The 26,423-nt window shown below is 65.9% G+C and carries 19 protein-coding genes and 2 pseudogenes; 14 read left to right on the top strand and 7 right to left on the bottom strand.

Annotated elements, in window-relative coordinates:
* The 4 genes and pseudogenes from AB4Z37_RS32315 to AB4Z37_RS32300 form a co-directional block, all read left to right on the top strand.
* A pseudogene (locus AB4Z37_RS32315) lies at positions 1-160 on the top strand (C4-dicarboxylate ABC transporter permease); the annotation flags it as partial.
* Positions 161-1,903: a thiamine pyrophosphate-requiring protein gene (locus AB4Z37_RS32310; protein WP_441520760.1), complete on the top strand. Its 1,743-nt coding sequence runs from the start codon at positions 161-163 to the stop codon at positions 1,901-1,903.
* Between the two features lie 2 nt (positions 1,904-1,905).
* Positions 1,906-3,048, top strand: a complete 1,143-nt coding sequence (locus tag AB4Z37_RS32305; protein WP_441520762.1) for an alpha-hydroxy acid oxidase — start codon at positions 1,906-1,908, stop codon at positions 3,046-3,048.
* Between the two features lie 101 nt (positions 3,049-3,149).
* Positions 3,150-3,539, top strand: a complete 390-nt coding sequence (locus AB4Z37_RS32300) for a hypothetical protein (RefSeq protein WP_441520759.1) — start codon at positions 3,150-3,152, stop codon at positions 3,537-3,539.
* A gap of 63 nt (positions 3,540-3,602) precedes the next feature.
* Here the strand turns inward: AB4Z37_RS32300 and AB4Z37_RS32295 are convergent, their stop codons facing one another.
* The 3 genes from AB4Z37_RS32295 to AB4Z37_RS32285 all read right to left on the bottom strand — a co-directional run bounded on the left by AB4Z37_RS32295 (position 3,603) and on the right by AB4Z37_RS32285 (position 6,023).
* A complete protein-coding gene (locus AB4Z37_RS32295) occupies positions 3,603-4,628 on the bottom strand; it encodes a biotin-dependent carboxyltransferase family protein (protein WP_441520758.1) in 1,026 nt (341 codons plus the stop codon).
* The gene (gene pxpB / locus AB4Z37_RS32290) at positions 4,625-5,353 is read right to left on the bottom strand and encodes a 5-oxoprolinase subunit PxpB (protein WP_441520757.1); all 729 of its coding nucleotides are present in this window, start codon (positions 5,351-5,353) and stop codon (positions 4,625-4,627) included. Before pxpB ends, AB4Z37_RS32295 begins: the two co-directional genes overlap by 4 nt.
* Positions 5,354-5,660: 307 nt before the next feature.
* Positions 5,661-6,023 carry a hypothetical protein gene (locus AB4Z37_RS32285; RefSeq protein WP_441520756.1) on the bottom strand — a complete coding sequence of 121 codons (363 nt, stop codon included), beginning with the start codon at positions 6,021-6,023 and terminating at the stop codon, positions 5,661-5,663.
* 240 nt (positions 6,024-6,263) lie between these two features.
* Here AB4Z37_RS32285 and AB4Z37_RS32280 point away from each other — a divergent pair, with 240 nt between their 5' ends.
* The 4 genes from AB4Z37_RS32280 to AB4Z37_RS32265 are packed head-to-tail and all read left to right on the top strand — an operon-like array spanning position 6,264 to position 12,480.
* Entirely contained in the window at positions 6,264-7,691 is a 1,428-nt protein-coding gene (locus AB4Z37_RS32280; protein WP_441520755.1) for a nucleotide sugar dehydrogenase, read from the top strand.
* The gene (locus tag AB4Z37_RS32275) at positions 7,672-8,952 is read left to right on the top strand and encodes a glycosyltransferase family 4 protein (protein ID WP_441520754.1); all 1,281 of its coding nucleotides are present in this window, start codon (positions 7,672-7,674) and stop codon (positions 8,950-8,952) included. Before AB4Z37_RS32280 ends, AB4Z37_RS32275 begins: the two co-directional genes overlap by 20 nt.
* Positions 8,912-11,002 carry a heparinase II/III domain-containing protein gene (locus tag AB4Z37_RS32270; protein ID WP_441520753.1) on the top strand — a complete coding sequence of 697 codons (2,091 nt, stop codon included), beginning with the start codon at positions 8,912-8,914 and terminating at the stop codon, positions 11,000-11,002. The genes AB4Z37_RS32275 and AB4Z37_RS32270 overlap by 41 nt, the downstream gene beginning before the upstream one ends.
* Positions 10,999-12,480: a lipopolysaccharide biosynthesis protein gene (locus AB4Z37_RS32265; RefSeq protein ID WP_441520752.1), complete on the top strand. Its 1,482-nt coding sequence runs from the start codon at positions 10,999-11,001 to the stop codon at positions 12,478-12,480. The genes AB4Z37_RS32270 and AB4Z37_RS32265 overlap by 4 nt, the downstream gene beginning before the upstream one ends.
* Here the strand turns inward: AB4Z37_RS32265 and AB4Z37_RS32260 are convergent.
* Entirely contained in the window at positions 12,458-13,528 is a 1,071-nt protein-coding gene (locus AB4Z37_RS32260) for a glycosyltransferase (RefSeq protein ID WP_441520751.1), read from the bottom strand. The genes AB4Z37_RS32265 and AB4Z37_RS32260 overlap by 23 nt on opposite strands.
* A gap of 108 nt (positions 13,529-13,636) precedes the next feature.
* On the opposite strand from AB4Z37_RS32260, the gene AB4Z37_RS32255 reads away from it, so the two are divergent.
* A complete protein-coding gene (locus tag AB4Z37_RS32255; RefSeq protein WP_441520750.1) occupies positions 13,637-15,046 on the top strand; it encodes a CoF synthetase in 1,410 nt (469 codons plus the stop codon).
* 36 nt (positions 15,047-15,082) lie between these two features.
* On the opposite strand, the gene AB4Z37_RS32250 is transcribed toward AB4Z37_RS32255, so the two are convergent.
* Complete coding sequence (locus AB4Z37_RS32250) at positions 15,083-16,171, bottom strand: glycosyltransferase family 4 protein (protein WP_441520749.1); 1,089 nt, start codon at positions 16,169-16,171, stop codon at positions 15,083-15,085.
* Between the two features lie 94 nt (positions 16,172-16,265).
* Here AB4Z37_RS32250 and AB4Z37_RS32245 point away from each other — a divergent pair, with 94 nt between their 5' ends.
* The 3 genes from AB4Z37_RS32245 to AB4Z37_RS32235 all read left to right on the top strand — a co-directional run bounded on the left by AB4Z37_RS32245 (position 16,266) and on the right by AB4Z37_RS32235 (position 21,481).
* Positions 16,266-17,675, top strand: coding sequence for a glycoside hydrolase family 5 protein (locus tag AB4Z37_RS32245; protein ID WP_441520748.1), 1,410 nt, complete (start codon positions 16,266-16,268; stop codon positions 17,673-17,675).
* Positions 17,672-19,162 carry a glucosamine inositolphosphorylceramide transferase family protein gene (locus AB4Z37_RS32240; RefSeq protein WP_441520747.1) on the top strand — a complete coding sequence of 497 codons (1,491 nt, stop codon included), beginning with the start codon at positions 17,672-17,674 and terminating at the stop codon, positions 19,160-19,162. The genes AB4Z37_RS32245 and AB4Z37_RS32240 overlap by 4 nt, the downstream gene beginning before the upstream one ends.
* A 288-nt stretch (positions 19,163-19,450) precedes the next feature.
* Entirely contained in the window at positions 19,451-21,481 is a 2,031-nt protein-coding gene (locus AB4Z37_RS32235; protein ID WP_441520746.1) for a GumC family protein, read from the top strand.
* A 45-nt stretch (positions 21,482-21,526) separates the two neighbouring features.
* On the opposite strand, the gene AB4Z37_RS32230 is transcribed toward AB4Z37_RS32235, so the two are convergent.
* Positions 21,527-22,432 (bottom strand): LysR family transcriptional regulator, encoded by a 906-nt coding sequence (locus tag AB4Z37_RS32230; RefSeq protein ID WP_441520745.1) that lies wholly within the window; start codon positions 22,430-22,432, stop codon positions 21,527-21,529.
* 349 nt (positions 22,433-22,781) lie between these two features.
* Here AB4Z37_RS32230 and AB4Z37_RS32225 point away from each other — a divergent pair, with 349 nt between their 5' ends.
* Positions 22,782-23,969, top strand: a complete 1,188-nt coding sequence (locus AB4Z37_RS32225) for an ABC transporter substrate-binding protein (protein WP_441520761.1) — start codon at positions 22,782-22,784, stop codon at positions 23,967-23,969.
* Between the two features lie 369 nt (positions 23,970-24,338).
* A pseudogene (locus AB4Z37_RS32220) lies at positions 24,339-25,568 on the top strand (NCS2 family permease); the annotation flags it as partial.
* On the opposite strand, the gene AB4Z37_RS32215 reads toward AB4Z37_RS32220, so the two are convergent.
* The coding region (locus tag AB4Z37_RS32215) for a hypothetical protein (protein WP_441520744.1) at positions 25,556-26,423 on the bottom strand (868 nt) is incomplete at its 5' end. The pseudogene AB4Z37_RS32220 and the gene AB4Z37_RS32215 overlap by 13 nt on opposite strands.

Genomic DNA, 26,423 nt, shown 5'->3' with positions numbered 1-26,423 from the left:
GAACGTGTTCGTGATCAAGAGCGTGATCAAGGACGTCAACATGTCGACGATCTTCGTCGGCGTGCTGCCCTTCGTGATCACCGACCTGATCCGCCTCGTCATCCTTATTCTCTTCCCGCTGCTCGCCACCTGGCTGCCGCAGCAAATGATGGGACAGTAAATGACCAAGCAGACCGACAACGCCGCAGGTGCGGCGTCGACCGACACCCCGAAGATCACCGCGGGTGGCGCGGTGCTGGCCCGCCTCAAGGCGGTCGGCGTCGACTACATCTTCGCCAACTCCGGCACCGACTTCCCGCCGATCATCGAGGGACTGGCGGAGGCCACGGCCAAGGACATCGATCTGCCGAAGGCGATCGTCATCCCGCACGAGCATGCGGCGATGGGCATGGCCCATGGCTACTATCTCGGCACCGGACGGGCGCAGGCCGTGATGGCCCATACCAATGTCGGCCTCGCAAACTGCGCCATCGGCGCCATCAACGCCGCCACCGAGCACATTCCGGTGCTGCTGTTCTCGGGCCGCACGCCGGTGACCGAAAGCGGCCGCCTCGGCACCCGCACGGTGCCGATCGGCTGGGGCCAGGAGATGCGCGACCAGACGGCGCTCGTTCGCGAAGCCTCGAAGTGGGACTACGAGCTGCGTTTCCCCGAGCAGGCGCTCGAGATCATCGACCGCGCCTATGCGATCGCGAACTCGACCCCGAAGGGCCCGGTCTATCTCAGCCTGCCGCGCGAAGTGCTGTGCGAACTGTGTCCGGCGGACCAGCTCGACGCGGAGCCGCGCATGATGCCGGCCATTGCTGCGCCACAGCCGTCGGCACTGGATGTTGCGACGCAGCTGATCGCCAACGCCAAGCGGCCAGTGATCATTGCCCAGCGCGGCGCCGGATCAGCCGAAGGCTTTGCGACGCTTGCCGAACTGGCGCAGACCTGGGGCATTCCGGTGTCGCAGTACTGGGCGGTGAAGCTCGCCATCGCCACCGACCATCCGATGTCGGTCGGCAGCGATCCGAAGCCGTGGCTCAAGGACGCCGACGTCATCGTCGTCATCGACTCGCTGGCGCCGTGGTCGCCGGCCGCGCACGACGTGCCTGCGAATTGCAAGGTGATCCAGATCGGGCAGGATCCGCTGTATGCGCGCTTCCCGGTTCGCAACTTCCAGGCGGACGTGTCGCTGGTTGGCGAAGCCGCCGACATCCTCGCCGAGCTCGCGGCGCGGCTGCAGCCGCACCTCGCGGCGACTGCGGCGGTTCGCGACACCCGTCGTGCGGAGGTGACATCAGCACACGGCGCCCGCCGCGCGGAGGTGCGCAAGCAGGCCGAGCTCGGCAATGGCGACCTGATGACCAAGGCGTGGGTTAGCCACTGCCTGTCGGAGGCCATCGCCGGGCTGGACGCCACGGTGCTGTCCGAACTCGGCGCACCGCTGGAGCCGATGACGCTCGGCGCCCACAACGCCTGGTATCAGGAGCCGCATTCCGGTGGTCTCGGCTGGTCGTTCCCGTGCGCGCTCGGCCTGCAGCTCGCAGGTCCCGACCGCCTCGTGGTCGCCACCATGGGCGATGGTTCCTATATGTTCAGCAATCCGGTGGCCTGCCATCAGATCGCCGAGGCCATGAACCTGCCGGTGCTGGTGCTGATCCTCAACAACTCGGAATGGGGCGCCGTGCGGCATTCGGTGCTTGACGTCTATCCGAAAGGCTTTGCGGCCAAGACCAACAAGATGCCGTTGATCTCGCTGGAGCCGTCGCCGGACTTCACCAAGGTCGCAGAGGCGAGCCGTGCCTTCACCATCAAGGTGGAGAAGGGCGACGAGCTCGCGGCGGCGCTGAAGCGGGCGATCGCCCACGTGCGCACCGAGAAGACCCAGGCGCTGGTCGAAATCCGTATCGCACCGTGACCATGACTGCGGCCGGCACATACTCGATCGATAGCCTTCGCGAGAAGGCGCGCAGGCGCATTCCACGCTTTGCGTTCGACTTTCTCGATGGCGGTGCGGGCACCGAGGCGGGGCTCCATCGCAACCGCGCGGCGTTCGAGAACCTGCGGCTGCTGCCGCGTGCGATGGTCGACGTCGAGGCACGCTCGCTTGCGACCGAATTCCTCGGCCGGCGCTGGTCGGCGCCGTTCGGGGTGGCGCCGATCGGCATGGGCAACCTGATCTGGCCGGGCGCGGACGAACTGGTCGCGGCGGCGGCGCGGGACGCGGATATTCCCTACATCCTGTCCACCGCCGGCACCACGGCGCTGGAGCGGATCGCGGCGATCGCACCGGAGCATGCCTGGTTCCAGCTCTATGTCGGCAAGTCCCAGGCGATCGTCGACGACCTGCTGGAGCGGGTCGCGCGGGCGGGCTTCCAGGTGCTGGTGGTCACGGTCGATGTGCCGGCGCCGGGCCGTCGGCTGCGCGACCAGCACAACGGCCTCAGCCTGCCGCTCAAACCGTCGGCGATGTGGGGCATCGAGCTTGCGGCACATCCGGCGTGGAGCTTTGCCACCCTGCGCAAGGGCGCGCCGCGCTTCGCCAATCTCGAGCCTTATGCCGCACGCAATGCCAGCGCGTCGTCGCTCGCAACCCTGATGGCGGAGCAGAGCTCAGGCCGCCTCGACCTCGACCTGATCCGCGCCATCCGCGCACGCTGGAAAGGGCGGATGATTCTCAAGGGTATTCTGTCGCCGGACGATGCGGCACGCAGCCGCGACATCGGGGCCGATGCGGTGATCGTTTCCAACCACGGCGGTCGGCAGCTCAGCGGCGCGCTGGCGACGCTGGAGGCGCTGCCCGCGATCCGGCGCAAGGTCGGTCCGGACTTTCCGCTGATTCTCGACGGCGGCATCCGCGCTGGCGAGGACATCGCCAAGGCGTTTGCCGCCGGGGCGAACTTCACGCTGGTCGGCCGCGCGGTGATGTATGGCGTTGCCGCCATGCCGGGCGGCGCCGGCCATGCCATCAATCTCCTGAAGTCGGAGCTAAGCCAGGCTTGCGCCCAGCTTGGTGTGGTGTCGCCCGCAGAGATCGACGAGCGGTTCGTGTTCGCGCCCTGATGGGGGTGGCATGGGCGCGGTCCTGTCTCACGGCAGGATATGATCCTGCGCAGGCCATGCAGGTTCCATCTCGGTCAAAAGCGCGATCTGCGCGGAACGAAATGTCCACCGCATGGTTGATGTGGTCGCCATGCGGCGACCTGATCCAGCCGGTTCCGCACGGCGGTGCGGCGCTCAAGACGGCGCGCAACGGCTGCGGCTGGAGGGAGCGTGACATGTCGTGGTCCGACCGCTTTCCCGAGCCGATCGTGCTGGCGTCCGGTGCCTGTCTGCGTACGCTTCATGATGCCAAGGTCTATCTGATGGGCCTGCCGCGCCCATCCGATGCCGACAAGGATCGCCTGCTGCAGGACGCCATCGAGGCATTGCTGCGGGCCGGCGAGAACGAAGCCTGCCTGATGCACGGTCATCTCGGGTTGATGCGCGTCATCGGCGAGATGGGCGGACCACCGTCCGGAATCTCTGCAGGGTGTGCTAAGCTCTCAGGCTAAAGCACCGCGCCGGATACCACGTTTCGCAAAAGCTTGATCCTGATCCCGTCATGCCGGGCGGTATCAATTGTGGCCGGCATCGATCACGCCGTCGATCAGGTTGTGGCGTGCCAATGCCTCGACGTCGAGACCGTCGGCCGGGCGCAGGTCCGCAAGAATGGCGAGCAACGCGGCGTGCTCCGCGCGGCGGATCGTCTCGGCTTCCGCACGGGACACCGCCTTGAACGTCACGCTCTGACCGGCCTTGCGGCGGCCCAGCCGTGCCAGGTCTGCCGAGATGACGGTCGCGATCTTGGGGTAGCCGCCCGCCGTTTGTGCATCCGCCATCAGCACGATGGGGAGCCCGGAGCCCGGCACCTGGATCGAGCCGGCGACGATGCCGTCGGATACGATATTGTAGTCGTTCTTGTGACGCAGCGTTGGGCCGGAGAGACGAAAGCCCATGCGGTCGGAGGCGGCGGCAATGGTGTAGGCGGAGGACAGCAGCGTCGCGACCGCCTCGTCGGCGAAATGATCGTCCTGTGGCCCGAGGACAAGGCGGACCGGCTCTGCGAAGGCGAGAGGTGGGGTGGATCGCAACGCAAGTTCGACACGTGCGGGCACATCGTCGCGGTGGCCGCTCAACGTATCGCCTGCCTGCAGCATGCGTCCCGCATGGCCGCCGAAGCCGGCCCGGGCATAGGTCGACAGACTGCCGAGGCAGAGCGGAGCCGCGAACCCGCCCTCAAGCGCGAGGTAAGCGCACAGTGCGTCGCCACCGAGACGAACCCGAACGACGTCCCCTTTTACCGCACGCACGCTCTGGCCGGCGGGCACCTGCTCGTCAGCGCCGAGGATTTCGATCCGCGCCGTGCCGCCGACGATGGCGAAGCGGGCGGACGCTGCGATAATCTCGAGTTCCGTTCCCGAGCCGATCAGCTCGAGACAGGCGGCCTCAAGGTCGTTGCCCACCAGGCCGTTGGCCAGCATGAAGCTCGTGCGGTCGAGCGGGCCGGACACCGGGACACCGATGTTCTGGTATCCGCGCCGACCGGCGTCCTGGAGCGTGGAATGAAAGCCGGGTTTGAGGGTCCGGGCGACCGGGATCATGGCTGGATCTCCTGGCTCGCGGGCACGAAATCATTGCGCGCGACCGCAGCCTTGATGCGGTCGAATTCGGCTGCGGTCACCGGCTCGAATGCGACCGCATCGCCGGCCTGCAGCACCGAGCCGCGTTCGGTTGCCGCATCGAAGAAGCGGATGGGCGTGGTGCCGATCAGGTGCCAGCCGCCGGGACTCTCGTAAGGGTAGATGGCGGTGAGATTGGTTGCGATGGCGACGGAGCCCGGCGGTACGCGGGTGCGTGGATCCGCGCGCCGTGGCAGCTGCAATGCCGCCGCGACGTCGCCCATATAGGGAAAGCCGGGCACGAACCCGATCATGTAGACGTGGTAGTGGCATGTAGCATGCAGCTCCGCCACCTCCCGGGCCGTGAGATGAAGCGTGCGGGCGATATCTTCGATATCGGGGGCGTGGGACGGCTCATAGCAGGCCGGAATGAACCACAACCGCCGCTTGATCTGCCGTGCCGGGTTACCGGCCTGGGCGAGGTTGGTGACGGCGTCCTCGATCGCCGGTCCGCTGGTCACAAGCGCGTCATAGTGGATCATCAGCGAGCGAAACGTCGGCACCACGTCGGTCACGCCGGCAAGCCTCGCGCGATGGACGGCGTCGCCGAGCGCCAGTACCCGCTCGTTGACGGCGCGATCCACCCGGTCGCCGAACTCGACGATGACGGCGCTGTCGGATGCGCTCAGGAAGCGGAAACCGGTCATGCTCGGAGCCTTGCCGTCGGGGAGGTCGCCCCTGTGAATATAGTGTCACAGGGCGCCGCCGGGCCGCAATCTCCACAGCCCGCCGGTGGCTGCCTGACAGCGCGGGGGTGTGGCGCCGTTCACGCGGCCGATCCGGAGGTCCGCGACATGCCGATGACGCCGGGCATCCCCCCGTCCGCGGCGCCTTGCCGGGCGCGCAGCGATGGTGCCGCGCCTCGACAAGCATCATACCTGAGCGGAGCCGATCTCACGCCGCAAAGCCGCATCCGTGACGTCGGGCGGCGCCTTGCGAGGCGCCGCCTTCGAGTCACTCCGAAGGCTCAGGCCGCCGCGACATGACAATAATGTTGATGAGATAACCCGCGGTGAGGCCGACCGTCATGCCGGCGACCTTGATCGAAGCGTCCCAAAGCCGGGGATGTCGACCCGACATCAGCAGCTGCGCCATCTCGAATACGCCGATCGCGAGGGCGAGCGCCATGAAGATCAGCAGCAACCGGTTGGGGTAGGCCAGCGCGAACAGCAACCCGACCAGCGCGAGCGCGGCAAGCCGTTCCAGGTTGGGCGAGAAGTGCGTGACCGGGCGCAGCCCGATCGGGCCGTCGGTGACGATGACGATGGTGAGGATCGAGGCCCAGGCGAGCGCGCGAAAAATGGTCTGCAAAGTCATGGCGCTCGCGTCTGGCGATGGAGAGTCCGGACTGTTGCGGACAAATTTGTGAAAATTTGCTTAAGGCGGGTTAGCGCGATGTTCAGCATGCGGCTGTTCGCTGCACTCATGGTTAATGAGCCGTTAACGCGATCGCTCGGATTGCGGTGAGGTAAGCCTAACGCGTGATGACAAGTATGGAATGCTTTCTCTTTCCCGATCCGGTGATTAACTACCGGAGACCGTAGGGGAGATTGCAAAGTGAAAGCGTGGCTCAGCGACTCTGATCTCATCGAATTGGCTCCGGGCAGCAAGCTGGAGCACGATGCCGACCTTCCCAAGGTCAAAGCGCAGATTCCGGTCAACACCGCGCCACGCCGCATCAGCATCTTCGGCCTCGGTTATGTCGGCGCCGTGTCGGCGGCCTGCTTTGCCAAGGTCGGTCACACGGTGATCGGGCTCGACGTCAACGACGTCAAGCGCCAGTGCTTCCGTGAAGGCAAGCCGCCGGTGGTCGAGCCGGGGCTCGGCGAGATGATGCAGGAGCTGGTCCAGGCGGGGCGCCTCACCGCCATCGACAGTGTGCAGGATGCAATCGACGGCACCGACATCTCGCTGATCTGTGTCGGCACTCCGAGCCGTGACAACGGCAGCATCAACATCGACATCGTCTGCGGCGTGGTTGCCGAGATCGGCCGGGCGATCCGCCACAAGCGCGGTGATCACGTGGTCGTGGTGCGGTCCACCATGATCCCGGGCACCATGCGCAATACCATCATTCCGATCCTCGAGAAGGAATCGGGCCGCCGCTGCGGCGAGGGCCTGTCGGTCGCCTACAATCCCGAATTCCTGCGCGAAAGCACTGCGGTGTCGGACTTCTTCTCGCCGCCGAAGACGGTCATCGGCTCGAATGATCCGGCCGCTGCCGAGCAGGTCGCCGGGCTCTATGAGGGCATCGTGGCGCCGGTGTTCACCGTTGCGTTCGAAACCAGCGAAATGATCAAGTATGCCGACAACACCTGGCACGCCCTCAAGGTCTGCTTCGGTAACGAGATCGGCAATATCTGCCAGGCGCTCAATATCGACAGCCACGAGCTGATGGACGTGTTCTGCGCGGACACCAAGCTCAACATCTCGCCGACCTACCTCAAGCCGGGCTTTGCGTTCGGCGGATCGTGCCTGCCGAAGGACTCGCGCGCGCTGACCTATCTCGCCCGCCAGCTCGACGTCGATGCGCCGATCCTGTCCAACATCCTGCCGAGCAACCGGATCCAGATCGAGCGCGCCATCGGCAAGGTGATCTCGTTTGGCTATCGCAATATCGCGGTGCTCGGCTTCAGCTTCAAGCCGGGAACCGATGACCTGCGCGAAAGCCCGCAGGTCGAGCTGATCGAGCGGCTGATCGGCAAGGGCTACAACCTCAAGCTCTATGACGCCAGCGTCAACCTCTCGGCGCTGACCGGCGTCAACCGCCGCCACATCGAGCAGGCGATTCCACATATCGGCTCGATCATGATGCCGTCGCTGCGCGACACCCTGGAAGGCGCAGAGGTCATCATCATCGGCAATGCATCGCCCGAGTTCCGCAAGATCGAAGCGCTGGTCCGCGAGGATCAGGTCATTCTCGACCTCGCCCGCCTCTGGGAGAGCCCGAAGCTGGGAGCGCGTTATGTCGGCATCAATTGGTGACACGCGGCTGCAGAAGAACGGCCGCCCGCTGCGCGTCCTGATCATCGTCGAGAACCTCGCAGTTCCATTCGATCGCCGGGTGTGGTCGGAAGCCAAGACGCTGGCGCGTGCAGGCTGCGTGGTGTCAGTGATCTGCCCGAAAGGGTTCGGCGCCGAGCTCGCCTATGAATACATCGAAGGTGTTCACGTCTACCGCCACAGCATGCCGTTCGAGGCCAAGCGGGCCTCGGGCTATCCGCTGGAGTACGGCTGGGCGCTGCTGTGCGAGTTCCTGCTGTGCTGGCGGGTGCTGTTCGCGCAGGGATTCGACATCATTCACGCCTGCAATCCGCCGGACACCATCTTCCTGATCGGCGGTTTCTTCAAGTTCCTGTTCGGCAAGAAGTTCGTGTTCGACCATCACGACATCAACCCCGAACTCTATATGTCGAAGTTCGGGCGCAAGGATGTGTTCTATCGTCTGTTGGTGCTGCTGGAGAAGCTGACCTTCAAGACCGCGAATATCTCGCTTGCGACCAACGAATCCTATCGCCAGATCGCGCTGACCCGCGGCGGCATGTCGCCGGACGACGTGTTCGTGGTGCGCTCCGGGCCGGATCTCGCCCGCATCCAGCTGCTGCCCCCGAACGATGCGCTGCGTCGTGGCCGGCGTTTCCTGGTGGGTTATGTCGGCGTCATCGGAGCGCAGGAAGGTATCGACCTGCTGCTTGCCGCGGTGAAATCGATCGTTGAAGAGCATGGCCGGCAGGACGTTCATTTTGGCATTGTCGGCGGCGGTCCGGCGCTCGACGAAATGAAGAAGCTTGCGGTGGCGCTCGGCGTGCAGGATTATGTGACGTTCACCGGACGCGCCAGCGATCACGATCTGTTCGAAATGCTCAATACCGCCGACGTCTGTGTCAATCCCGACAAGGCCGACGACATGAACGACAAGTCGACCATGAACAAGATCATGGAGTACATGGCGCTCAGCAAGCCGATCGTTCAGTTCGATCTGACGGAAGGCAAGGTCTCGGCGAGAGACGCTTCGCTCTATGCGAAGCGTAACGACTCCGGCGACATGGCTGCGAAGATCCTGCAACTGCTCGACGATCCGGAACGCCGTGCCGTGATGGGGGCGTTCGGCCGTCGGCGCGTCGAGAACGAACTGTCCTGGGCTCATGAAGCGCCCAAGCTGCTGGCCGCCTATGCAGCGCTGGCGCAGCGGAGCTGGAGCGTCGATGCCGCGCAAGCCGAGCCGTCCCAGGCCCGCCCGAGGTGACCTGCGGCAAATGCAAAACCTGACGCACAAGCTCGGCTGGTACGTCAACCGCTTGCGGGCAATGAATGCGCGCGAGATCCGGCATCGGCTGGGTGAGGCAGCGAAGCGGCGCATCGCCGCACGGCGCAGTTTTCACTGGGACGACTTCACGCCGCGGTCGTCGCGTCTGCCGGCACTTGCCGTCGATCGCGGACATCTCGCACTGCTGAGCGGCGACCTGCGACAGGCCTGGCGCGCGGTCGCGCCGAGTTCCGACGGGCCGGGAATCTATCAGGCGCTCGGTCACGCCTTCACTGTCTCGAAGGGGATCGACTGGCATCGCGATCCGACCTCCGGGTTGCGCTGGCCGGATCAGGCCTACTGCTTCGATATCGCCTACCGCCATGACCGCGCGCGCGGCGATGTCAAGCTGGTGTGGGAGCTCAACCGCCTGCAATTCGTGCCGGTGATCGCGGCACTGGCCGTGATGGACGGTGACGAGCAACTGGCGCAGACTGCGCTCGACCTCATCGAGAGCTGGATCGACGCCAACCCGCCCTTCAAGGGCATCAACTGGGTGTCCGGCATCGAACTCGCGCTGCGGGTTGTCTCGGTCCTGTTGACCATCGGTCTGCTCGGTGAGGCGCGGGTTGGCGAGCGGCTGGCGCGCAAGATCGGAGCATGCCTTGCCGCGCATGCCTATTGGCTGGCGCGCTATCCGTCGAAGCATTCGTCGGCGAACAATCATCTGATCGCGGAAGCCGGGGCGCTGTTCATTCTCGGAACGCTCTGGCCGGACGCCGGGCTTGAGGCGGCTGCCGGCGAAGCGCGCGAGACCTTGATTGCGGAAGCGTTCCTGCAGATCCATGACGACGGCGTCGGTGCGGAGCAGTCGCCGACCTATACCGCCTTCACCTGCGAATGGTATCTCCTGGCCTTGAGCGTCGCCGCGCGGGCGGGGCATCCATTCCCGGCGGACGTCGTGACGCGGATCGCCTCTGCCGGCGCATGCCTTGGCTGGATTACCGATGGCGGTGGCCACCAGCCGCGAATTGGCGATGATGACGAGGGCCGGGTGATTTCGTCTGGCGCAGGCCATGAAGCGTTTTATGTCGCCTCGGTGGTCAATGCCATGGCGGCCATTGCAGGGCGTGACGATCTGGCGATGACCTTCGGGGGGGCTCAGCTACGCAACGTGGTCTTGGGCTGGCGTGCAGCTGCGCCCGCGCCGGAGGGAATGCGGAGCTTCGCGGAGGGCGGTTACACCGTCAGCCGCCGAAGGCTCGCCGGCCGTGTGGCGCTGGTGGTCATGGATCACGGACCGCTCGGCTATCTGTCGATCGCAGCCCATGGCCACGCCGATGCGCTGTCGTTGCTGCTGCATCTCGATGGCCAGCCGGTGCTGGTCGACGCCGGCACCTATCTCTACCATGCTGGCGGCGCGGTGCGGGACCGTCTGCGCGGCACGGCCGCCCATAATACGCTTTGCCTCGACGGAGCGGACCAGAGTCAGATCGCAGGCGCTTTCAACTGGCGCCACGCGGCCAAGGCTCAGTTGATTGTGAGTGAGGAACAGGCCTCGGGCCATCGGGTGGTCGCCCGTCACGACGGCTACGTGCGTGAGTACGGCCTGATCTGTGAGCGGACACTTCACATCGATACCGATCACCTGACTGTCACCGATGAGCTGCTGCCGGCCGGGCACGGTGGTTCGGCGCCTGTACGTGGTGTTCGCAGCGGCTTCCTGCTGCATCCCGACCTGTCGGCCGTTGTCAACGGTTCGGCGGTGTTGGTCAGCCGGGCAGGGGTCCCGCTGCTGTCGTTTACGGCGGCGGACCACATGACCTGCCGGCTGGAGGCGGCGGAGTATTCGCCGGCATTCGGCGTAATGACGGCGGCGACCCGGATCGTGATCGAGGCGAGCGAAGGCCATGCACGGCGCTTCGAGGTCAGGATCACGGTGCTGCCGCAAGAGACGGCCGCGCGAATCGAGCCGGCGACGGTGCGCCTGCAACCGGATCAGGGAACTGCGGTTGCCATGTCCGATGGCGCTCGGGAGCTGCGGCAATGATCGGCGGTGCCAATGTCCTGCTGTATTTCGGCGCCAATCTGGCGCCGCGGCTGTCGACATTCGTGCTGCTGCTGGTCCTGACACGGTTGTTGCCGGTCGAAGAATACGGCCTGTTCGCCCTTGTCGTCACCACCGGCGAAATTCTCGATATGGCGGTCGGCGGCTGGGTGCGGCTGTTCATTCTCAGCAGCGACAGCGGTCGCGGCCATCCCTCGGCGGCGCAGTTCGGGCGAACGCTGGTCCTGACCGTGGTGTCGTGTGTGGTGTCGCTGGTCGGCGCGCTGGTGTTGGCGCTGGTGCAGCCAAACCTCGCCGGGCCGTTCACCCTTGCGGTGCTGATCTATGTAGGGGCGTTCGCCATCCTGCGGCTCGGCCTGACCCTGCTGCAGACCCGGCAGGATCACAAGCTCTATGCCGGCATCGAGGTCGGCCGTGCCGTGTTGTCGCTGGCCTGCGCCGTCGGCGCGGAGATGGCCGTCGGTTCGACGTTCCTGCCGGCGTCGCTCGGCGTGTCGCTGGCGACGCTGGTGATGGGCCTGATCGCCTGCGGGCTTTCGTTCCGTCATATGCCGCGTCCCACGATCCCGCTGGACGGCTATCGGGCTGCGCTGGCTTTCGGAATCCCGATCGTGCTGGTGACGTTGCTCGGGCAGGTCGTCGGCTGGCTCGATCGCTTCATCCTCAATCACGCGATGGGCCCGGCCAGTGTCGGGCTGTACGCGGCGGCGTTCGCGCTCGCCCGGCAGCCGGTCGAGCTCTTCAGCGGTTCGCTCAATCCCTACACTTATCCGATGCTCGTGCGCAGCTATCTCAACGACGGACGTGAGGTGGCGGGCCGCATTCAGGCCGGAACGCTTGTCGCGCTGCTGCTGCTGTGTGGTGCGGTGACCATCGGGGTGGCGCTGCTGTCGCAACCGTTCGGCGCGCTGGTGCTGCCGGAGCCTTATCGGCTGGAGGCGACGCGGGTGATGCCGTGGATCGCGCTGGCGACGCTCTGCACCAGCCTGAAGAACTTCTGTTTCGACAACGTCTTCTTCGTGGTGCGCAAGAACTGGCAGCAACTCGTCAGCATGGTGCCGCCCGCGATCGTATCCGCGGTATTCGGTCTGCTGCTCATTCCGCATGGCGGCCCGCAGGCTGCCGCGGTGGTCGCCGCGTTCTCGGCCTTCGTCGCGCTCGCCGGCAGCGCCGTCCTGTCGCGTCGGCTGCTGCCGTTCACGCTGGCGTCTCGGGCCTTGGTCGGGCTGGTCGTCGCCAGCATGCTGGCGGCCGCGGCGCTGGTCGGCGTGCGAGCCCTGCTTGTCGGCCAGCCGCCGCTGGTGATTTTGCTCGGTGCGACGGTCGCGTTCAGCGCGGTCTATGCCGCGGGACTATCGCTAGCGGGATTTTCCCTGCACCGGATGTTCGACCGGCCCTGGGAGGTGTGGCAGGACAAGGCCGCAGTGGGGCAGCCTGTCAACGTTTCAGCATCCTGTTGAACAGCGCGAGATAGTTGGCGACGGCGGTATTCACATCGAAAGTCCTGGCATGGGCGACGCGCGGCAACGGATCACCGGGATCGGCGAGGGCGCGATTGATCGCATCGGCCAGGGCGGGGATGTCGCCGTTGTCGACGAGGGCGCCGATCCGGCCGTGATCGAGGATTTCGTCGGGGCCGCCGCTTCGGGTTGCGATCACAGGCAGGCCGGAGGCAAGCGCCTCGACGACGACGTTGCCGAACGCCTCTTTTGGCGAGGCCAGCGCAAAGCATCGTGCGGTGGCGTAGCAGGGCCAGGGGTTGTCGCGATAGCCGGCAAGGTGCAGGCGGTCCGCGACACCAAGCTCAGCCGCCGTGGCCTGCAGGGCGTCGCGTTCCGGGCCTTCTCCATAGATCACGAGCCGCGCATCGGACTGAATGAGCGGCAGCGCCGCGATGAGTGCGGCAAAGCCTTTCTCGCGGTTGAGGCGTCCCACGCTCATCACCACCGGTGGCCGCTGCGCCAGCTCTTCCCGGCTGACGGGAAGCGCATGCTCGACCGATACCGGATTGTAGATCCGCGTCACCCGCTCGCGCGGGACATGCCAGTCGTTGCACAGATGGTCGGCGAGCCCGTCGGACACGCACACCATGGCGGCCCGGCGAGACAGCCGGCGGGCCAGCGTGTACGAGGCGTGGCCGAGCCGGCCGCGGCCGACGTCGGAGCGGCCATGATACGACAGCACGATCGGGCAGCGCGAGCCGCTCAGCAGACGCGCCGCGGCGAGCTTGACGTCGGCGGCGCCGCCGATCGCCAGCGCGATGTCGGGTCGTCGCTGTCGCAGAAAGCGGGCGAGCGCGAGCGTCGCCGTGAGGTGCGAGCGGCCGAGCACGACGGTTTCGATGCCGGGGGCCACCAGCGCGCGATTCTCGCTGGCCTCGAAATCGACCAGCAGGGTCGTGCGCCGGCCTGCCTGGAAGAAGCCCGTCGCGAGCAGCGCGGCGACGCGTTCGGCACCGCCGCGGTTGAGCGCGGGCACATAGACCGCAACATGTTCTGACTGCATCATCGATGCAATGTGAATGATTAAGGTAAACGGCGGATTTAGATTATCGGGCAAGGTCGGCGAAGCAGGGAACAGGTAATCTGCCGCCGCATATGGTCAGGAGACGGACGAATGACTCTTCTTGATGTCGCAAGAGGTGCTTACGTCAGGTTGCCGTTGTCAACCCGCGCCTATGTCGGACGGGTGCTGCAGCATGTTCCGACGTCGATGAAATTCGGCGGCACGTACAAGCACTGGCGGCAGCAGATCGCGCGCGGGCGGACCGATCTCGCTTTCGTGGAAGCGTATCGCAGAGCGGAGCTGTCCGAGGTGATTTCGCGCGCCGTGCAGCGGTCGCCATACTACGCGCGCACGCTCGGTCCGATTGTCGGCGATCGCCGCGGCGAAGCGCTGATGGACGACGCGGTTTGGTCGCGACTGCCGATCCTGTCGCGGCAGACGGTGCTGGACCATCGCGAGGAGATGTGCACGGTGCCGTCGGACACGCTCGATCGGGCGTCGACCGACGGCTCGTCCGGTCAACCGCTGTCGTTCCTGCTCGACCGTAACCGCAGTCCGATCGAATACGCCTTCATTCATGACGCGTGGTCGCGCGCCGGATTTACCGCCGGCGACTGGCGCTGCGTCTTTCGCGGCTTCGACCTGATCGACGGCAGGGGGCGCCACATGGAGCGGGAGCCGGCGCTGCGCGAGCTGCGATTGTCCGTGTTTCATCTCAATGACGAAACCATGCCGCGCTATCTCGAGGCGATCCGCGACGGCGGCATCAAGTTCATTCACGGCTATCCGTCCGCCATCAGCATCTTTGCCGAATACCTGATGCGCAATGGCATCGCGCCACTGTCGCAGATCCGTGGCATCTTCCCGATTTCGGAAAAATTCTATCCGCATCAGCGCGAGACCATGCAGCAGGCGTTCGATCAGGCCAGGATCGTGCCGTTTTACGGGCTGAGCGAGAAGGTGGCCTTTGCCGTCGAACGCGATGGCGAGCCGGATACCTACGAGTTCAGCCCGCTTTACGGCTACACCGAGCTGGTGGACGACGACGGGCGCCCGGTCACCACGCCGGGTGCCGTCGGCCGCATCGTTTCGACTGGACTGCTGTACAAGGGCATGCCGCTGATCCGCTATGACACGCGCGACGAGGCGGAGCTGGTCGAGCGGCCTGATGCCCATAACGGCTACACGCTGGTTCTCCGTGGCCTCGCGCCGCGGCGCAGCAGCGAGTACGTGGTGGGGCGGTCGGGCACGCTGATTCCGTTCTGCGGCCTGTGCGTGCCGATCGATTCCCGCGATCTGACGCGGGAAGTGCAGTTCATCCAGGACAAGCCCGGTGAGGTGGATCTTCTGGTCGTGACCGAGAAGGGCGAGACTCCGGATCTCAGCGAGTATCTCGACCGCATGGCGCTGCGTGCGGACGGCGACCTCGGCATCAACCTGAGGCTCGTGGATCAACTGCCGATGTCGGGGCGCGGCAAGCGCAAGTTCATTGATCAGCGGCTCGACGTTCCGCGTGACTGAGATCGGCAGACGCTGCGCGCTTCCGCGCGCGCGGCGTCATCCCACTGGTGATGCGGCACGGAGATAGGCGGCGCGCAACTCCTCGGCAAAAGCGCCGATGGTGAAGCGTTCGCAGTAGATCCGGCGGGACGCGGCCTGCATGGCTTTCAGCTGTTCCTGATCGCTGGCAAGCATGGCGAAGGCCTTGGCGATCGGCTCGGGCTCGCGGCGCACCAGGACGCCATTGACGCCATCCGCGACAATGCTGCGCACATTGCCGACATCGGTGGCGACCAGTGCGGCTCCTGCGCAGGCGCCCTCGATCAGGCTGAGCGGCAAGGCCTCCGTGCGCGACGGCAGCACCACGACATCGGCTTCGCGCATATGGCGGTGCATCTCGTCGGCCTCGATCCAGCCGGTAAAGGTCATGCGGTCGCGCAGCCCGGCTTGGTCGGCCATCGCGGAGAACGCGGCGACCTCACCATTCCCGGCGGCAACGCAGTGCCAGTTGGTGACCGTGTCCTTGAGCAGGGCGAGCGCGGGGATCAGCACCTGCATGCCCTTGTTCTCCGTCAGCAGCCCCGAGAACAGGATGCGAAGCGGAGTGCGGCCTTTGTCGGACAGCACCGAATCGCTGGCGAAATCAGGAATGCCGTTCGGGACGATGGCGATCTTCGCGGCATCGACGCCGATGCGGCGAAAACCGTCGGCATGAACTTCGCCGAGCGCGATGACGAGATCCGCGCCGGTTGCGATCGCCTTGAACAGCCGGCCGGCCGGGGTCCGTGCGAGGACCTTGTCTTCGATGAACTGGCCATGGAAATGGACGATGACGCGTGCGCCGAACGCCTTGGCGAGCTTGAGGATGGCATACTTGCGCGGCAGGCTGCCGCCGGTGGCGAAATTGAGATGCACGACATGCGGTCGGAAGCGCCCGAGTTCGCCGGCGATACGGGCGAGGATGAAGGGAAAGGTGGCGATCCAGCCATTGCCGCTGGCGGCGCCGCGCGACTGGGCGAAGCGCAGGTCGATGCCGGCCAGGCCATGGTTCTGGACATGGCTACGCAGATAGAAATACAGGCGGTCGATGCCGCCTCGTCCAGACGGTCCGAATGGCGTGACACAGAGAACGCGGAGTGGCGACATCGACGGACCTTCGTGACCCGCATGATATGCGGGGAGACGCAAACAGGGGCGCAGTTAGCTTAGACAAGCATTAAGCCTGCCCGGTTAAAGTTTGTTGCCGGTCATTGCTATCCGTCGCTTTTCATGGCCAGCCAGGGGTGAGGCGACGTCACGAACGGCAGCTTTGGTATTGAGCCTGCTTTACATGGTCTTTGTTGCTTTTGTCCTGCCGTGGATTGGTCGTGCTCGCCGTGCTTGTTTTCGGCGGCGCGGCGCTGTTGTGATCGCGGCCATCATGGCCGTGGTCTCTGGTTCGGAGGTCAGGGGCGATGCGGCGGCTTTCAGCCGCGGCGTCGGCGTGCATCGCCCGCTCAACTGGGCTTCCGTTTCGCCTGCCGATCCCATGCTCTATCTATGGCCGCCGTTCGCCACCGCAGACCATGCGGTGTCCGACAGCCTGATCGGGCGGCTGCGTTCTGGCGGCTTCGATTTCGTGCGGCTCACCGTCGATCCCGGGCCTTTTCTGCAGATGACAGGGAGGCGCCGGCAGGAGCTCGATGTCGTCCTGCGCGATACCATCCGTCGGTTTCGCGGCCATGGGCTCGGCGTGCTGGTAAATTTTCATGGCAATTCGCAGGTCGCGGCGGTTCGGCCCGAGGTCGTATTCAGGGACAGCACCGCGCCGCTGTTTACCGCCTATGTGGCCATGGTCGGACAGACCGCGCGCCTGCTTGCGGAGCTCAAGGATCCGGGCGTTGCGCTCGAGCCGGTCAACGAGCCGCCGGCAGGATATGACGACGAAACCGCCGCACGCTGGCAGTCGATGATGGAAGCGCTCTACCGTGCCGCGCGAGGGCAGGCACCGGAGTTGCTGATCGTGGTCACCGGCGCGCAGGGCGGCAGCCGCCGTGGTCTGATGCGCCTCGACCCTGCGCCGTTTCGCGATGGCAATGTGCTCTACTCGTTCCATTACTATGAGCCGCACATCCTGACCCATCAGGGCGTGGAGTCGCACGAGCCGGAGGACACCGAGATCTGGCGCTATCTGCAGGGGTTGCCCTTTCCCGCCAGCAGTGGGGATCGCGCGGGCGCCGTCGTCGCCGTGCAGCGCCGGATAGCAGCCGATACGACGCTCGCCGGGGGCGAACGGCAGCGGCTGTCGGGGATCGCGGAACGTGCCGTTGGTGCTTATTTCAGCGAGGACTGGAGCGATACCAGCATCCATGCCGCCTTTGACGAGGTGGCGGCCTGGGCCGCGCGCCATGCCGTCGATCCCCATCGTATCCTGCTCGGCGAGTTCGGTGCGACGCGGATTGCTGCGCCCAATCCGCCTCACGACGCGATGCGTGCCTCTTGGCTGCGAGATGTGCGCTGCGCCGCCGAGCGGCGACGGTTTCGCTGGGCAATCTGGGAATTGAACGGCGGGGGTGGCATGGCGATCGTTGATCCGCTGGCACCGGAGCGCCTCGACGGGGCGACCCTCGTGGCGCTCGGGCTGTTTCCGGGATTGGGGTGCCGATTATGAGGACGAAGACGGGGCAGGCCTCGGTTCATGTTCGGCTGAACGGCGCACGGCTGTGGCGCTGGCAGCGCGAGCTGGTCGCGCGGCTCGCGGCCCATCCCGCCGTTGATCTCTCCATGTCGTTCGCGGATGGCCCGCCGCCGCCGCGGGCTTTCATGCTGTTGACGACGCTTGAACGCTTCGCCTTCCGGTTGCATGGCGAGCACGCTTGCGATCACCTCGACCGGACGGCGTTCGAGGGCCCGTGGATCGGCGACGGTCATGGGGCGCGCCTGACGCTCGACCTCAGCGGTTCGCCGCTCGGTGATGATCCGGGCGATGTCGTCCGGGTGCTGTATGACGGCGCGGTGGACGATGATGCGTTGCTGGTTGCGCTGCTCGACGGCCGCAGCTGCGAGATGACCGCCATCGATGCGCGCAGCGGTCGCGTGCTCGGCAGCGCGCAGCCGGCCATCGAGGATCCGGCTGTCATGACCCGGGGCCTCGACTGCGCCTATACGGCGCTGCTGCGTCTGTGCCTGCGCGTTGTCACCGGGCCCGATGCCGGCGACGAGGCGGTGCTCGCGGCGGTGGCGACGCCGCCCGCAATCGGGCTTGGCGCAGTGACACGGTTCGGGCTGCGGACACTGGCCGGCAAGCTCGACCACCGGCTCAAGCTGCTGTGCGGTCAGGCACCGCGCTGGTTCGTCGCCTGGCGGCATCTCGATGCTGGGAACGGCGATGTGACGCTGCCGGGCGTCGAAGCGTACCGGTTTCTGCCCGACGATGGCCTGCGTTACTACGCGGACCCGTTCCTGTTCTCCGCTCGCGAAGGTACCTTCCTGTTCGTCGAGGAATATGTCGAGGCGACGCGCAAGGGCATCATTTCGGCGGCATCGTTCGAACCGGACACCGGCTTCACCACGCCGAAGCCGGTGCTCGAGACGGCGGTGCACCTGTCCTATCCGCTGGTCTTCGCCCATGACGGACAGGTCTGGATGATTCCGGAAACCCTGCAGGCCCAGTCGATTGAGCTCTACCGCGCCGAACGGCTGCCCGATGTCTGGGTCCATGAGGCGACGTTGCTGAACGGCGTCGATGGCTCCGACGCGACCGTATTCCATGACGGCGGGCTGTGGTGGATGTTCGCGGCGACACGCGACTGGCGCGGCTCGAACTGGGATACGCTGAGCGTGTTCTACGCCGAGCAGCTGCTGGGGCCGTGGCAACCTCATGCTGCCAATCCTGTCGTCATCGACAGCCGTTGCGCCCGTCCCGCCGGTCACGTGTTCCAGCATGGCGGCGCGCTGTGGCGGCCGGCACAGGACTGTTCCGACGGCTATGGCGCCGGGCTCGCCATCTGCCGGATCGAGCAGCTCGACCGCGAGGCGATGCGCCAGAGCGTCCACAGCATCATCCGCCTGCGCACGGAGGGGGTGTTGCGGGGCCCGCACACCCTGAACCGGCTTGGCGGGATCGAGGTCATCGATCTCCTGGGGCCGCGATCCTGAGGGATTCGGGAAGGCCATGACGCGGTTGTGGCGGCCTGTCGCGCCGCATGCCCGACGCTTTGAGCGAAATGTTAACCATATTCGCGTCAGACTGGCGGTGCTTGCCCGTGCCGTCGGTCCGGGCACGCTGGACGCGTGTGTCCCAAGGTCGTTCCAAGGTCGCTTCATGAGTTCGCGCCGATCAAACCAGCCGTTGCCGGGGCGCCCGATGGAGCGGCATGGCCGAACGGCCCGTTCAGGCAGATCGCTGGTCTGTGCGGGCCACCGGGGCAGCACGGGGATCGGCTCATGGTGACTCTCGCCGAATTCCAGCAAGGGCCGGCCGCGGTCATCGACCTGCGGGGGCTTGCGCGCGTGCTTGGCCGGCGCAAGGCCTGGATCGCCGGCGCGACCGGATTGTGCGCTCTGGTCGCGCTGGTCGTGGCACTGTCGATGACGCCGCGCTACGTGTCGCAGATCAAGCTGCTGATCGACCCGCGCGGGCTGCAGATCCTGCCCAACGATCTCAATGGCGGTGCGGCTTCGACGGACGCCACCTTCGCGGTGCTCGAGAGCCAGGTCCAGGTCATCACCTCGACCGAGGTGCTGCAGAAGGTGATCGCCAAGCTCAAGCTGCAGGACGATCCGGAATTCGCAGCCGCGGGCACGCCGCCGGCCACCGATGGTGCCGAGGCGCCGCCGAGCATGGACGGGCGGACCTGGGCGGCGCTGCGCACGCTGCGCAAGCGGCTCGATGTGCGTCGGCCGGACCGCACCTTCATCCTCGATCTCTCGGTGTGGACTGCGTCGGCCGAGAAGTCACGCCAGATCGTCGATGCGGTCGCACAGTCCTATCTCGACGTTCAGGCGCAGATGCAGGCCGAGACCGCGACCCGCACCGCGACCGCGCTCGAGGCCCGTCTCGGTGCGTTGCGCCAGAATGTCGCCGCGGCCGAGCAGCAGGCCGAGAGTTATCGCACCGCCAACAACCTCGTCGGCGCCGAAGGCCGGCTGCTCAGCGACCAGGAGCTCGCCGACCTCACCAACCAGCTCTCGGCGCAGCGCATTCGCACCGCCGAGCTGCAGGCACGGCTCGATGTGCTGCGCAAGCGCACCGAGGGGGCACCGCTCGATACCTTCGCGGAGGCGCTGCAGTCCTCGACCATCACCGATCTGCGCGCCCGCTATGCGGAGGCCAAGAAGGCGGAAGCAGACAGCGTGGTCTCGCTCGGCCCGCGGCATCCGGCGGTGATCGCGGCGCAGGCCCAGGTGCAACAGATCCGCGAGCTGATCGACGCCGAGCTCGGCCGCGTCCAGCGCAGCCTCGAGACGGAATACCAGCGCGCCAAGGCGGTCGAGACCGAGCTCACGCGGCAGATCGCCGTGGCGCGGCGGGTGTCGGCCTCCGACCGGCCGCCGGTGCTCAAGCTCAAGGAGCTGGAGAACGAGGTCGCCGCGCGGCGCGCGGTCTATGAGACGGTGCAGCGGCGTGCCAAGGAGATCCGCGAGGAGGGCATGCTGGACCGCACCAATGCCCGCATCATCTCGCCGGCGACGCTGCCGCTGCCGGAATACGTGGTGTCGCGTGCGCTCGTGCTGGCGGGTGGAGTGGCGTTTGGTCTGCTGTTGGGCGTCTTCCTGGCTGCATTTCGTAACCAGTTCGATGGCACGGCCTGGGATGTCGATCAGCTGTTCGAGCGCACTGGGCTGTTCAACCTCGGCAGCGCGGCGCGCAAGGATGTCGCGGCTGCAAGCCTTGCGGCCGATCCGGAGGCGCTCAAGCGGCTCGAGGGCCTGCGCCCGCTGCCCGAGATGCTGACGATGGCGCTGGGCAAGTCGCCTGGAGCGGTACTGGTGGTCAGCGCCGGCAGCGCGGCCGCGAGTGCGGCGATGACTGTGGTGCTCGCCAAGCTCGCCGGCGAGGCGGGCCTGCGGGCGCTGGCTGTGGACGGCACCTCACGGGTGAAGACGATCACCAGGCAGTTCGGCCTTGGCGACAAGGCCGGCTTCGCCGAAGCGCGGCTCGGTCTGCTGCCGTTGAGCTTGTTCGAAGTGACGACGCCTGTTGGTCTCAAGGTGCTGCCGGCCGGCGGCGCCGCCAAGGGTCCGCGGGCCGCCGAGGCGCTGCCCAAGGTGCAGGATGGCTTTGCGCCCTACGACATGACCGTGATCGACGGCGGCTCGCTCGGTGACCGCGATTATCTCGCCTCGCTCGGCCTGGCCGGGATCGTCATCATCGTCGTGGAGGCCGGCAAGAGCCGCTGCGACTTGATCGTGCGCAGCCTGTCGACGCTCAATCCGCATCATGCGCGGCTGGTGGCCACCGTTTTCCAGGCTTGAAGCGGTTGGCTCGGCGTCGGCCGGCACATGATCCGGCGCGCTTCCTCAGCCAGCCTCCAGCAGAAAATCCAGGAACGTGCGGACTTTCGCCGGCAGGTGTCGGCTGCCGTGGTAGACCGCCGACACCGCCAGCGGCGGAGGGCGGAAATCGGTCAGCACCTCCGTGAGGCGGCCGCTGATGAGATCGTCATGCACCGTGAAATCGAGCAGTCGCGCGAATCCAGCGTCGTTCAGGGCTGCCGTCAGCACCCCGAGCGGATGATCGAAGGTCATGCTCGGCTGTACCGCGACGGTGCGGTCGGTGCCGGCGCCATCGCGGAACGTCCATGGCATCAGGCGTCCGCTGTCAGGCATGCGCAGGCCGAGGCAGGCATGCTGGCGCAGATCCTCGGGGTGGCGCGGGACGCCGTGCTGCCGCAGATAGGCCGGTGAGGCGACAATGCAGGCGCGGGCATCGTGCAGTTTGCGCACCACGAGCCCGGAGCCGCTGACCGGGCCGAGCCGGATCGACATGTCGACTTCCTCTGCCACAAAATCGATCACGGCGTTGCTGAGTGACACCTCGACCTTGACCTGGCCGAGATAACGTTCGACGTAGCGCGGCAGCAGCGGAAGCACGCGCTTGACACCATAGGTATAGGGCAAGCTGAGCCGCAGCACGCCACGCGGCATGCTGCGGTGGCGCGTCAGCGTCTTCTCGACGTCCTGGATGGTCTCGATCGCGCCGCGGCAGGTGGCGTAATAGGTCTGGCCCTCGTCGGTGAGGCGGACCGCGCGCGTGCTGCGCTGGAACAGCTTGAGGCCGAGCCGGTTCTCCAGGCGCTGCACCGCCTTGCTGATGGCGGAGGGGGTGGTCCCTAGCTCCGCGGCGGCCGCGGTGAAGCTGCGGGCGCGGGCTGCGGCGCAGAACAATTCCACCGTGTTCAGGCGGCTGATGCCGTTTGCGGCCATGCCGTCGATCTCCCTTCAACACATGTCATGAAACGTGCATGCCTCGCCCTGCGGCTTGAATTTGTGCCGCAATGGCACAAATGAAGTGCCGCGCAACGCCTTCTGTCAAGGGCGGCCCGTTTCTAGAGTGCGCCGCACACTGCAATCGCCGTTCGGTCGCTCGGCGCCGTCATCCACATCGCGTCGGATCGGGGCTAGACTGGCGATTGCCCCTCGATAGGACCTCGTGGCTGTGTCTGCCGCGAGAGAACAACAACAGCGCGGCATCGGGGAGCGTGGCGTGGACGATGCCGGGGGAGTCACCCGGTGGTATCGAAGGAGGAGACAGGTGTCGAAGACGATCAGGGTGATGCTTTCGGCGCTCGCGCTGGCTGGCCTCGTGCCGGCGGCACAGGCGCAGGTATCCGACGACGTGGTCAAGATCGGCGTGCTCACCGACATGTCCGGGCCGGCGTCGACGGCCACGGGGCCGGGGTCGCTGGCCGCCGCACAGATGGCGGTCGACGATTTCGGCGGTCAGGTGCTCGGCAAGCCGATCAAGGTGATTTCCGGCGACCACCAGCTCAAGCCGGATATCGGCGCGAGCCTTGCTCGCCGCTGGTACGACGTCGAGCAGGTCGATCTGATCGTCGACGTGCCGGTGTCTGCCGTCGGGCTTGCGGTGCAGGGCGTCGCCAACGACCGCAAGAAAATGTTCATTACCCAGTCCACCGGCGCAGCGGACTTCCATGGCAAGTTCTGTAACCCTTACGCGATGCAGTGGGTGTTCGACACCCGGGCACTGGCGGTGGGAACGGCGCAGGAGGTGGTGAAGCGCGGCGGCGACAGCTGGTTCTTCATCACCGACGACTATGCCTTCGGGCACTCCCTGGAGCGCGACGCCTCGTCCGTGATCAACAAGATGGGCGGCAAGATCCTCGGTTCGGTGCATCCGCCGTTCGCGACGCCGGACCTGTCGTCCTTCATCCTGCAGGCGCAGGCATCCAAGGCGAAGATCATCGGCATCGCCGGCGGGCCGCCGAACAACACCACCGCGATCAAGACCGGCGGCGAGTTCGGCGTGTTCAAGGGCGGCCAGCAGATGGCGGCGCTGCTGGCGCTGATCACCGATATCGACTCGATCGGGCTGCCATCGGCGGAAGGGCTGCTGCTGACGACGTCGTTCTACTGGGACCTCGACGACAAGACACGGGAATGGTCGAAGCGCTTCTTCGCCAAGATCAACCGCATGCCGACGATGTGGCAGGCGGGGGTTTATTCGGCCGTCACGTCGTATCTCAACGCCATCAAGGAAACGGGCACCGACGAGCCGCTGAAGGTCGCGGAGAAGATGCGCGAGAAGCCGATCTCGGACGTCTTCACCCGCAACGGCAAGCTGCGCGAGGACGGCCTGATGGTCCATGACCTGATGCTGGTGCAGGTCAAGTCGCCGGCGGAATCGAAATATCCGTGGGACTACTACAAGATTCTCGCGACCATCCCCGGGGACGAGGCGTTCGGTCCGCCGGATCCGGCCTGTCCGCTGGTGAAGAAGTAACTCCAGGGCGAATGAATCGCCTCGCGGTCGCGGGGCGCTTCTTCGGTCCGGTGTGATGCCGCACATTGCAGCGCGCGATGGACTGATCCAGTCTGGTGCACTGTCAGAAAATGCGGCGCGGCGATGTGGGTTTCCCGCATGAGGCGGGACGCCATTTCAAGGAAATTTTGAAAACTGCTTCCGGCCAATCCGCGAGATGCGGGTCTTGCGCCGTTCCTGCAATCCAAACATGCTTTCCGAAAGCCGGACATCGATCCGGGTCGATCACCGATCATGCCTGTCCGGTCCTGCCGGCGGCGTGGGCTGGGACAGGGAAACGCCGTCGGATACGTCCGCTGCCACGTTCGCGTGTGGTGGTCGTGACGTCGCATGGGGGAGGGACGGACAGTGCTGGACGCCTATTTCAAGCTCAAGGACAACGCCACTTCGGTGCGCACCGAGGTCATCGCCGGGATCACCACGTTCCTGACGATGTCCTACATCATCTTCGTCAACCCGGAGATCCTGTCCACCACGGGCATGGATCGCAACGCGGTGTTCGTCGCCACATGCCTTGCGGCGGCGCTCGGCTCGCTGATCATGGCGCTGTATGCGCGCTGGCCGATCGGCATGGCGCCAGGCATGGGGTTGAACGCCTTCTTCGCCTTCACGGTGGTCGGCGCCATGGGTTTTTCCTGGCAGCAGGCGCTCGGCGCGGTGTTCATCTCCGGCGCGATCTTCGTGGTCCTGACCATCAGCGGGGTGCGCAGCTGGCTGATTTCAGGCATCCCGCATTCCATGCGCAGCGCCATCGGTGCCGGCGTCGGGCTGTTCCTGGCGATCATTGCATTGAAGAGTTCCGGCATCGTGGTCGCGAACCAGGCTACCTATGTGACGCTCGGAGACGTCACCAAGATCGGGCCGCTGCTGTCGATCCTCGGATTCTTCATCATTGCCGGGCTCGACGGGCTGAAGGTGCGCGGCGCGATCCTGATCGGCATTCTGGCGATCACGGTGCTGTCGATGGCACTTGGCGTGAGCAAGTTCAACGGTGTGATCTCGCTGCCGCCGAGCATCCTGCCGACTTTCCTGCAGCTCGACATTCTCGGTGCGCTGCACAGCGGACTGCTGCATGTCATCCTGGTGTTCGTGCTGGTCGAGGTCTTCGACGCCACCGGCACCCTGATCGGCGTGGCCAAGCGCGCCGGCCTGATCGAAGAGGGCAAGCCGAGCCGGCTCGGCCGCGCGCTGCTCGCGGACTCGACCGCCATCGTCGCTGGTTCGCTGCTCGGCACCAGCAGCACCACGGCCTATGTGGAGAGCGCGTCGGGCGTGCAGGCGGGCGGCCGGACCGGGCTGACCGCGCTGGTGGTCGGCCTGTTGTTTGTCGCGGCGCTGCTGTTCGCGCCGCTCGCCGGCTCGGTGCCGGTCTATGCCACCGCGCCGGCGTTGCTCTATGTCGCCGGGCTGATGCTGCGCGAGCTGGTCGAAGTCGACTGGAATGACGTGACCGAAGCCGCGCCGGCGGCGCTCACCGCGCTGATGATGCCGTTCACCTATTCGATCGCCAACGGTCTCGCCTTCGGCTTCATCAGCTATGCGGTGGCTCAGAACTTGACCGACACGCCGGAGTACAGCGACTTCTCGGTGCAGCTCTTGTTGTTGACGCCACCCGCAAAGAAGCAGACGCCGTTGGCCGGATTGCCGTCATCGAGGCCGAACTTGTTCTCCCAGTAGCGGTAGGCCACCCAGACGTCGAGGAAGTGGGTGTATTTCGGMCCCCAGAACGCCTTGCTGGCGTCGAAGGTCAGGCGGATCGGCTCGCTGTTGATTTCCATCTTGGTGTTGTTGGTCGCCGGCACGGTGTAGTTGCCGTAGGCGCCGTTGCCCTTCGGCCCGTAGAAGCCGGCGCGGCCGCTGACCGCGAAGTACTGCAGGTTCTCCGGCAGGAAGCCGAGGTCCATGTAGTAGTTGACYTCGACCGCCCAGGTCGCATGGAAGTGGGTGTTGCCGTCGGGCAGGCCGGTGAAGCCAGCGGGCATGAAGCCCGGCGTCAGGAAGGCGTTGTGGTTCCACTCCTGGTAATACAGCGGCGAGACGTTGAGATAGCCCTTGTAGGGCAGGTCGAAGGCGAACTGCAGACCGGCGACGACGTCCTTCTTGTTCGGCGCCAGAAACTGGTTCTCGGTCTCGCCGTCGGCACCGACGATGAACGAGATGTTGCTGAGCGGGCCGACCGAGAACGCCTTGGTGTTGAACAGCTGATTCCAGCCGAAGGTGCTGCGGAACAGGCCATAGAATTCCATCGCGCCGGCACAGTTGTTGGCCACGCCGACGGTCGGCAGGCAGGGCGAGGCCGGATCGCGGCTGTCGGACTTCAGCAGTTCGAGGTTGATGAAGTTGGTGCCGTAGGCCCAGACGTCGAAATGGGTGAAGGCGAACACCTGCTTGGCAGTGCGATCGGCCGCGCCCGGG

Origin of the sequence: Bradyrhizobium sp. 2TAF24 (assembly GCF_052115025.1) — a bacterium.
Classification (GTDB): Bacteria; Pseudomonadota; Alphaproteobacteria; order Rhizobiales; family Xanthobacteraceae; genus Bradyrhizobium_A.
The sequence above is the reverse complement of the archived record's forward strand: the minus strand, read 5'-3'. Positions and strand labels throughout refer to the sequence as shown.

Coding starts and splice junctions, on each gene's coding strand:
- AB4Z37_RS32310 (WP_441520760.1), top strand. CDS start 161: ATGACCAAGCAGACCGACAACGCCGCAGGTGCGGCGTCGACCGACACC.
- AB4Z37_RS32305 (WP_441520762.1), top strand. CDS start 1,906: ATGACTGCGGCCGGCACATACTCGATCGATAGCCTTCGCGAGAAGGCG.
- AB4Z37_RS32300 (WP_441520759.1), top strand. CDS start 3,150: ATGTCCACCGCATGGTTGATGTGGTCGCCATGCGGCGACCTGATCCAG.
- AB4Z37_RS32295 (WP_441520758.1), bottom strand. CDS start 4,628: ATGATCCCGGTCGCCCGGACCCTCAAACCCGGCTTTCATTCCACGCTC.
- pxpB (WP_441520757.1), bottom strand. CDS start 5,353: ATGACCGGTTTCCGCTTCCTGAGCGCATCCGACAGCGCCGTCATCGTC.
- AB4Z37_RS32285 (WP_441520756.1), bottom strand. CDS start 6,023: ATGACTTTGCAGACCATTTTTCGCGCGCTCGCCTGGGCCTCGATCCTC.
- AB4Z37_RS32275 (WP_441520754.1), top strand. CDS start 7,672: ATGTCGGCATCAATTGGTGACACGCGGCTGCAGAAGAACGGCCGCCCG.
- AB4Z37_RS32270 (WP_441520753.1), top strand. CDS start 8,912: ATGCCGCGCAAGCCGAGCCGTCCCAGGCCCGCCCGAGGTGACCTGCGG.
- AB4Z37_RS32265 (WP_441520752.1), top strand. CDS start 10,999: ATGATCGGCGGTGCCAATGTCCTGCTGTATTTCGGCGCCAATCTGGCG.
- AB4Z37_RS32260 (WP_441520751.1), bottom strand. CDS start 13,528: ATGATGCAGTCAGAACATGTTGCGGTCTATGTGCCCGCGCTCAACCGC.
- AB4Z37_RS32255 (WP_441520750.1), top strand. CDS start 13,637: ATGACTCTTCTTGATGTCGCAAGAGGTGCTTACGTCAGGTTGCCGTTG.
- AB4Z37_RS32250 (WP_441520749.1), bottom strand. CDS start 16,171: ATGTCGCCACTCCGCGTTCTCTGTGTCACGCCATTCGGACCGTCTGGA.
- AB4Z37_RS32240 (WP_441520747.1), top strand. CDS start 17,672: ATGAGGACGAAGACGGGGCAGGCCTCGGTTCATGTTCGGCTGAACGGC.
- AB4Z37_RS32235 (WP_441520746.1), top strand. CDS start 19,451: ATGGTGACTCTCGCCGAATTCCAGCAAGGGCCGGCCGCGGTCATCGAC.
- AB4Z37_RS32230 (WP_441520745.1), bottom strand. CDS start 22,432: ATGGCCGCAAACGGCATCAGCCGCCTGAACACGGTGGAATTGTTCTGC.
- AB4Z37_RS32225 (WP_441520761.1), top strand. CDS start 22,782: ATGCTTTCGGCGCTCGCGCTGGCTGGCCTCGTGCCGGCGGCACAGGCG.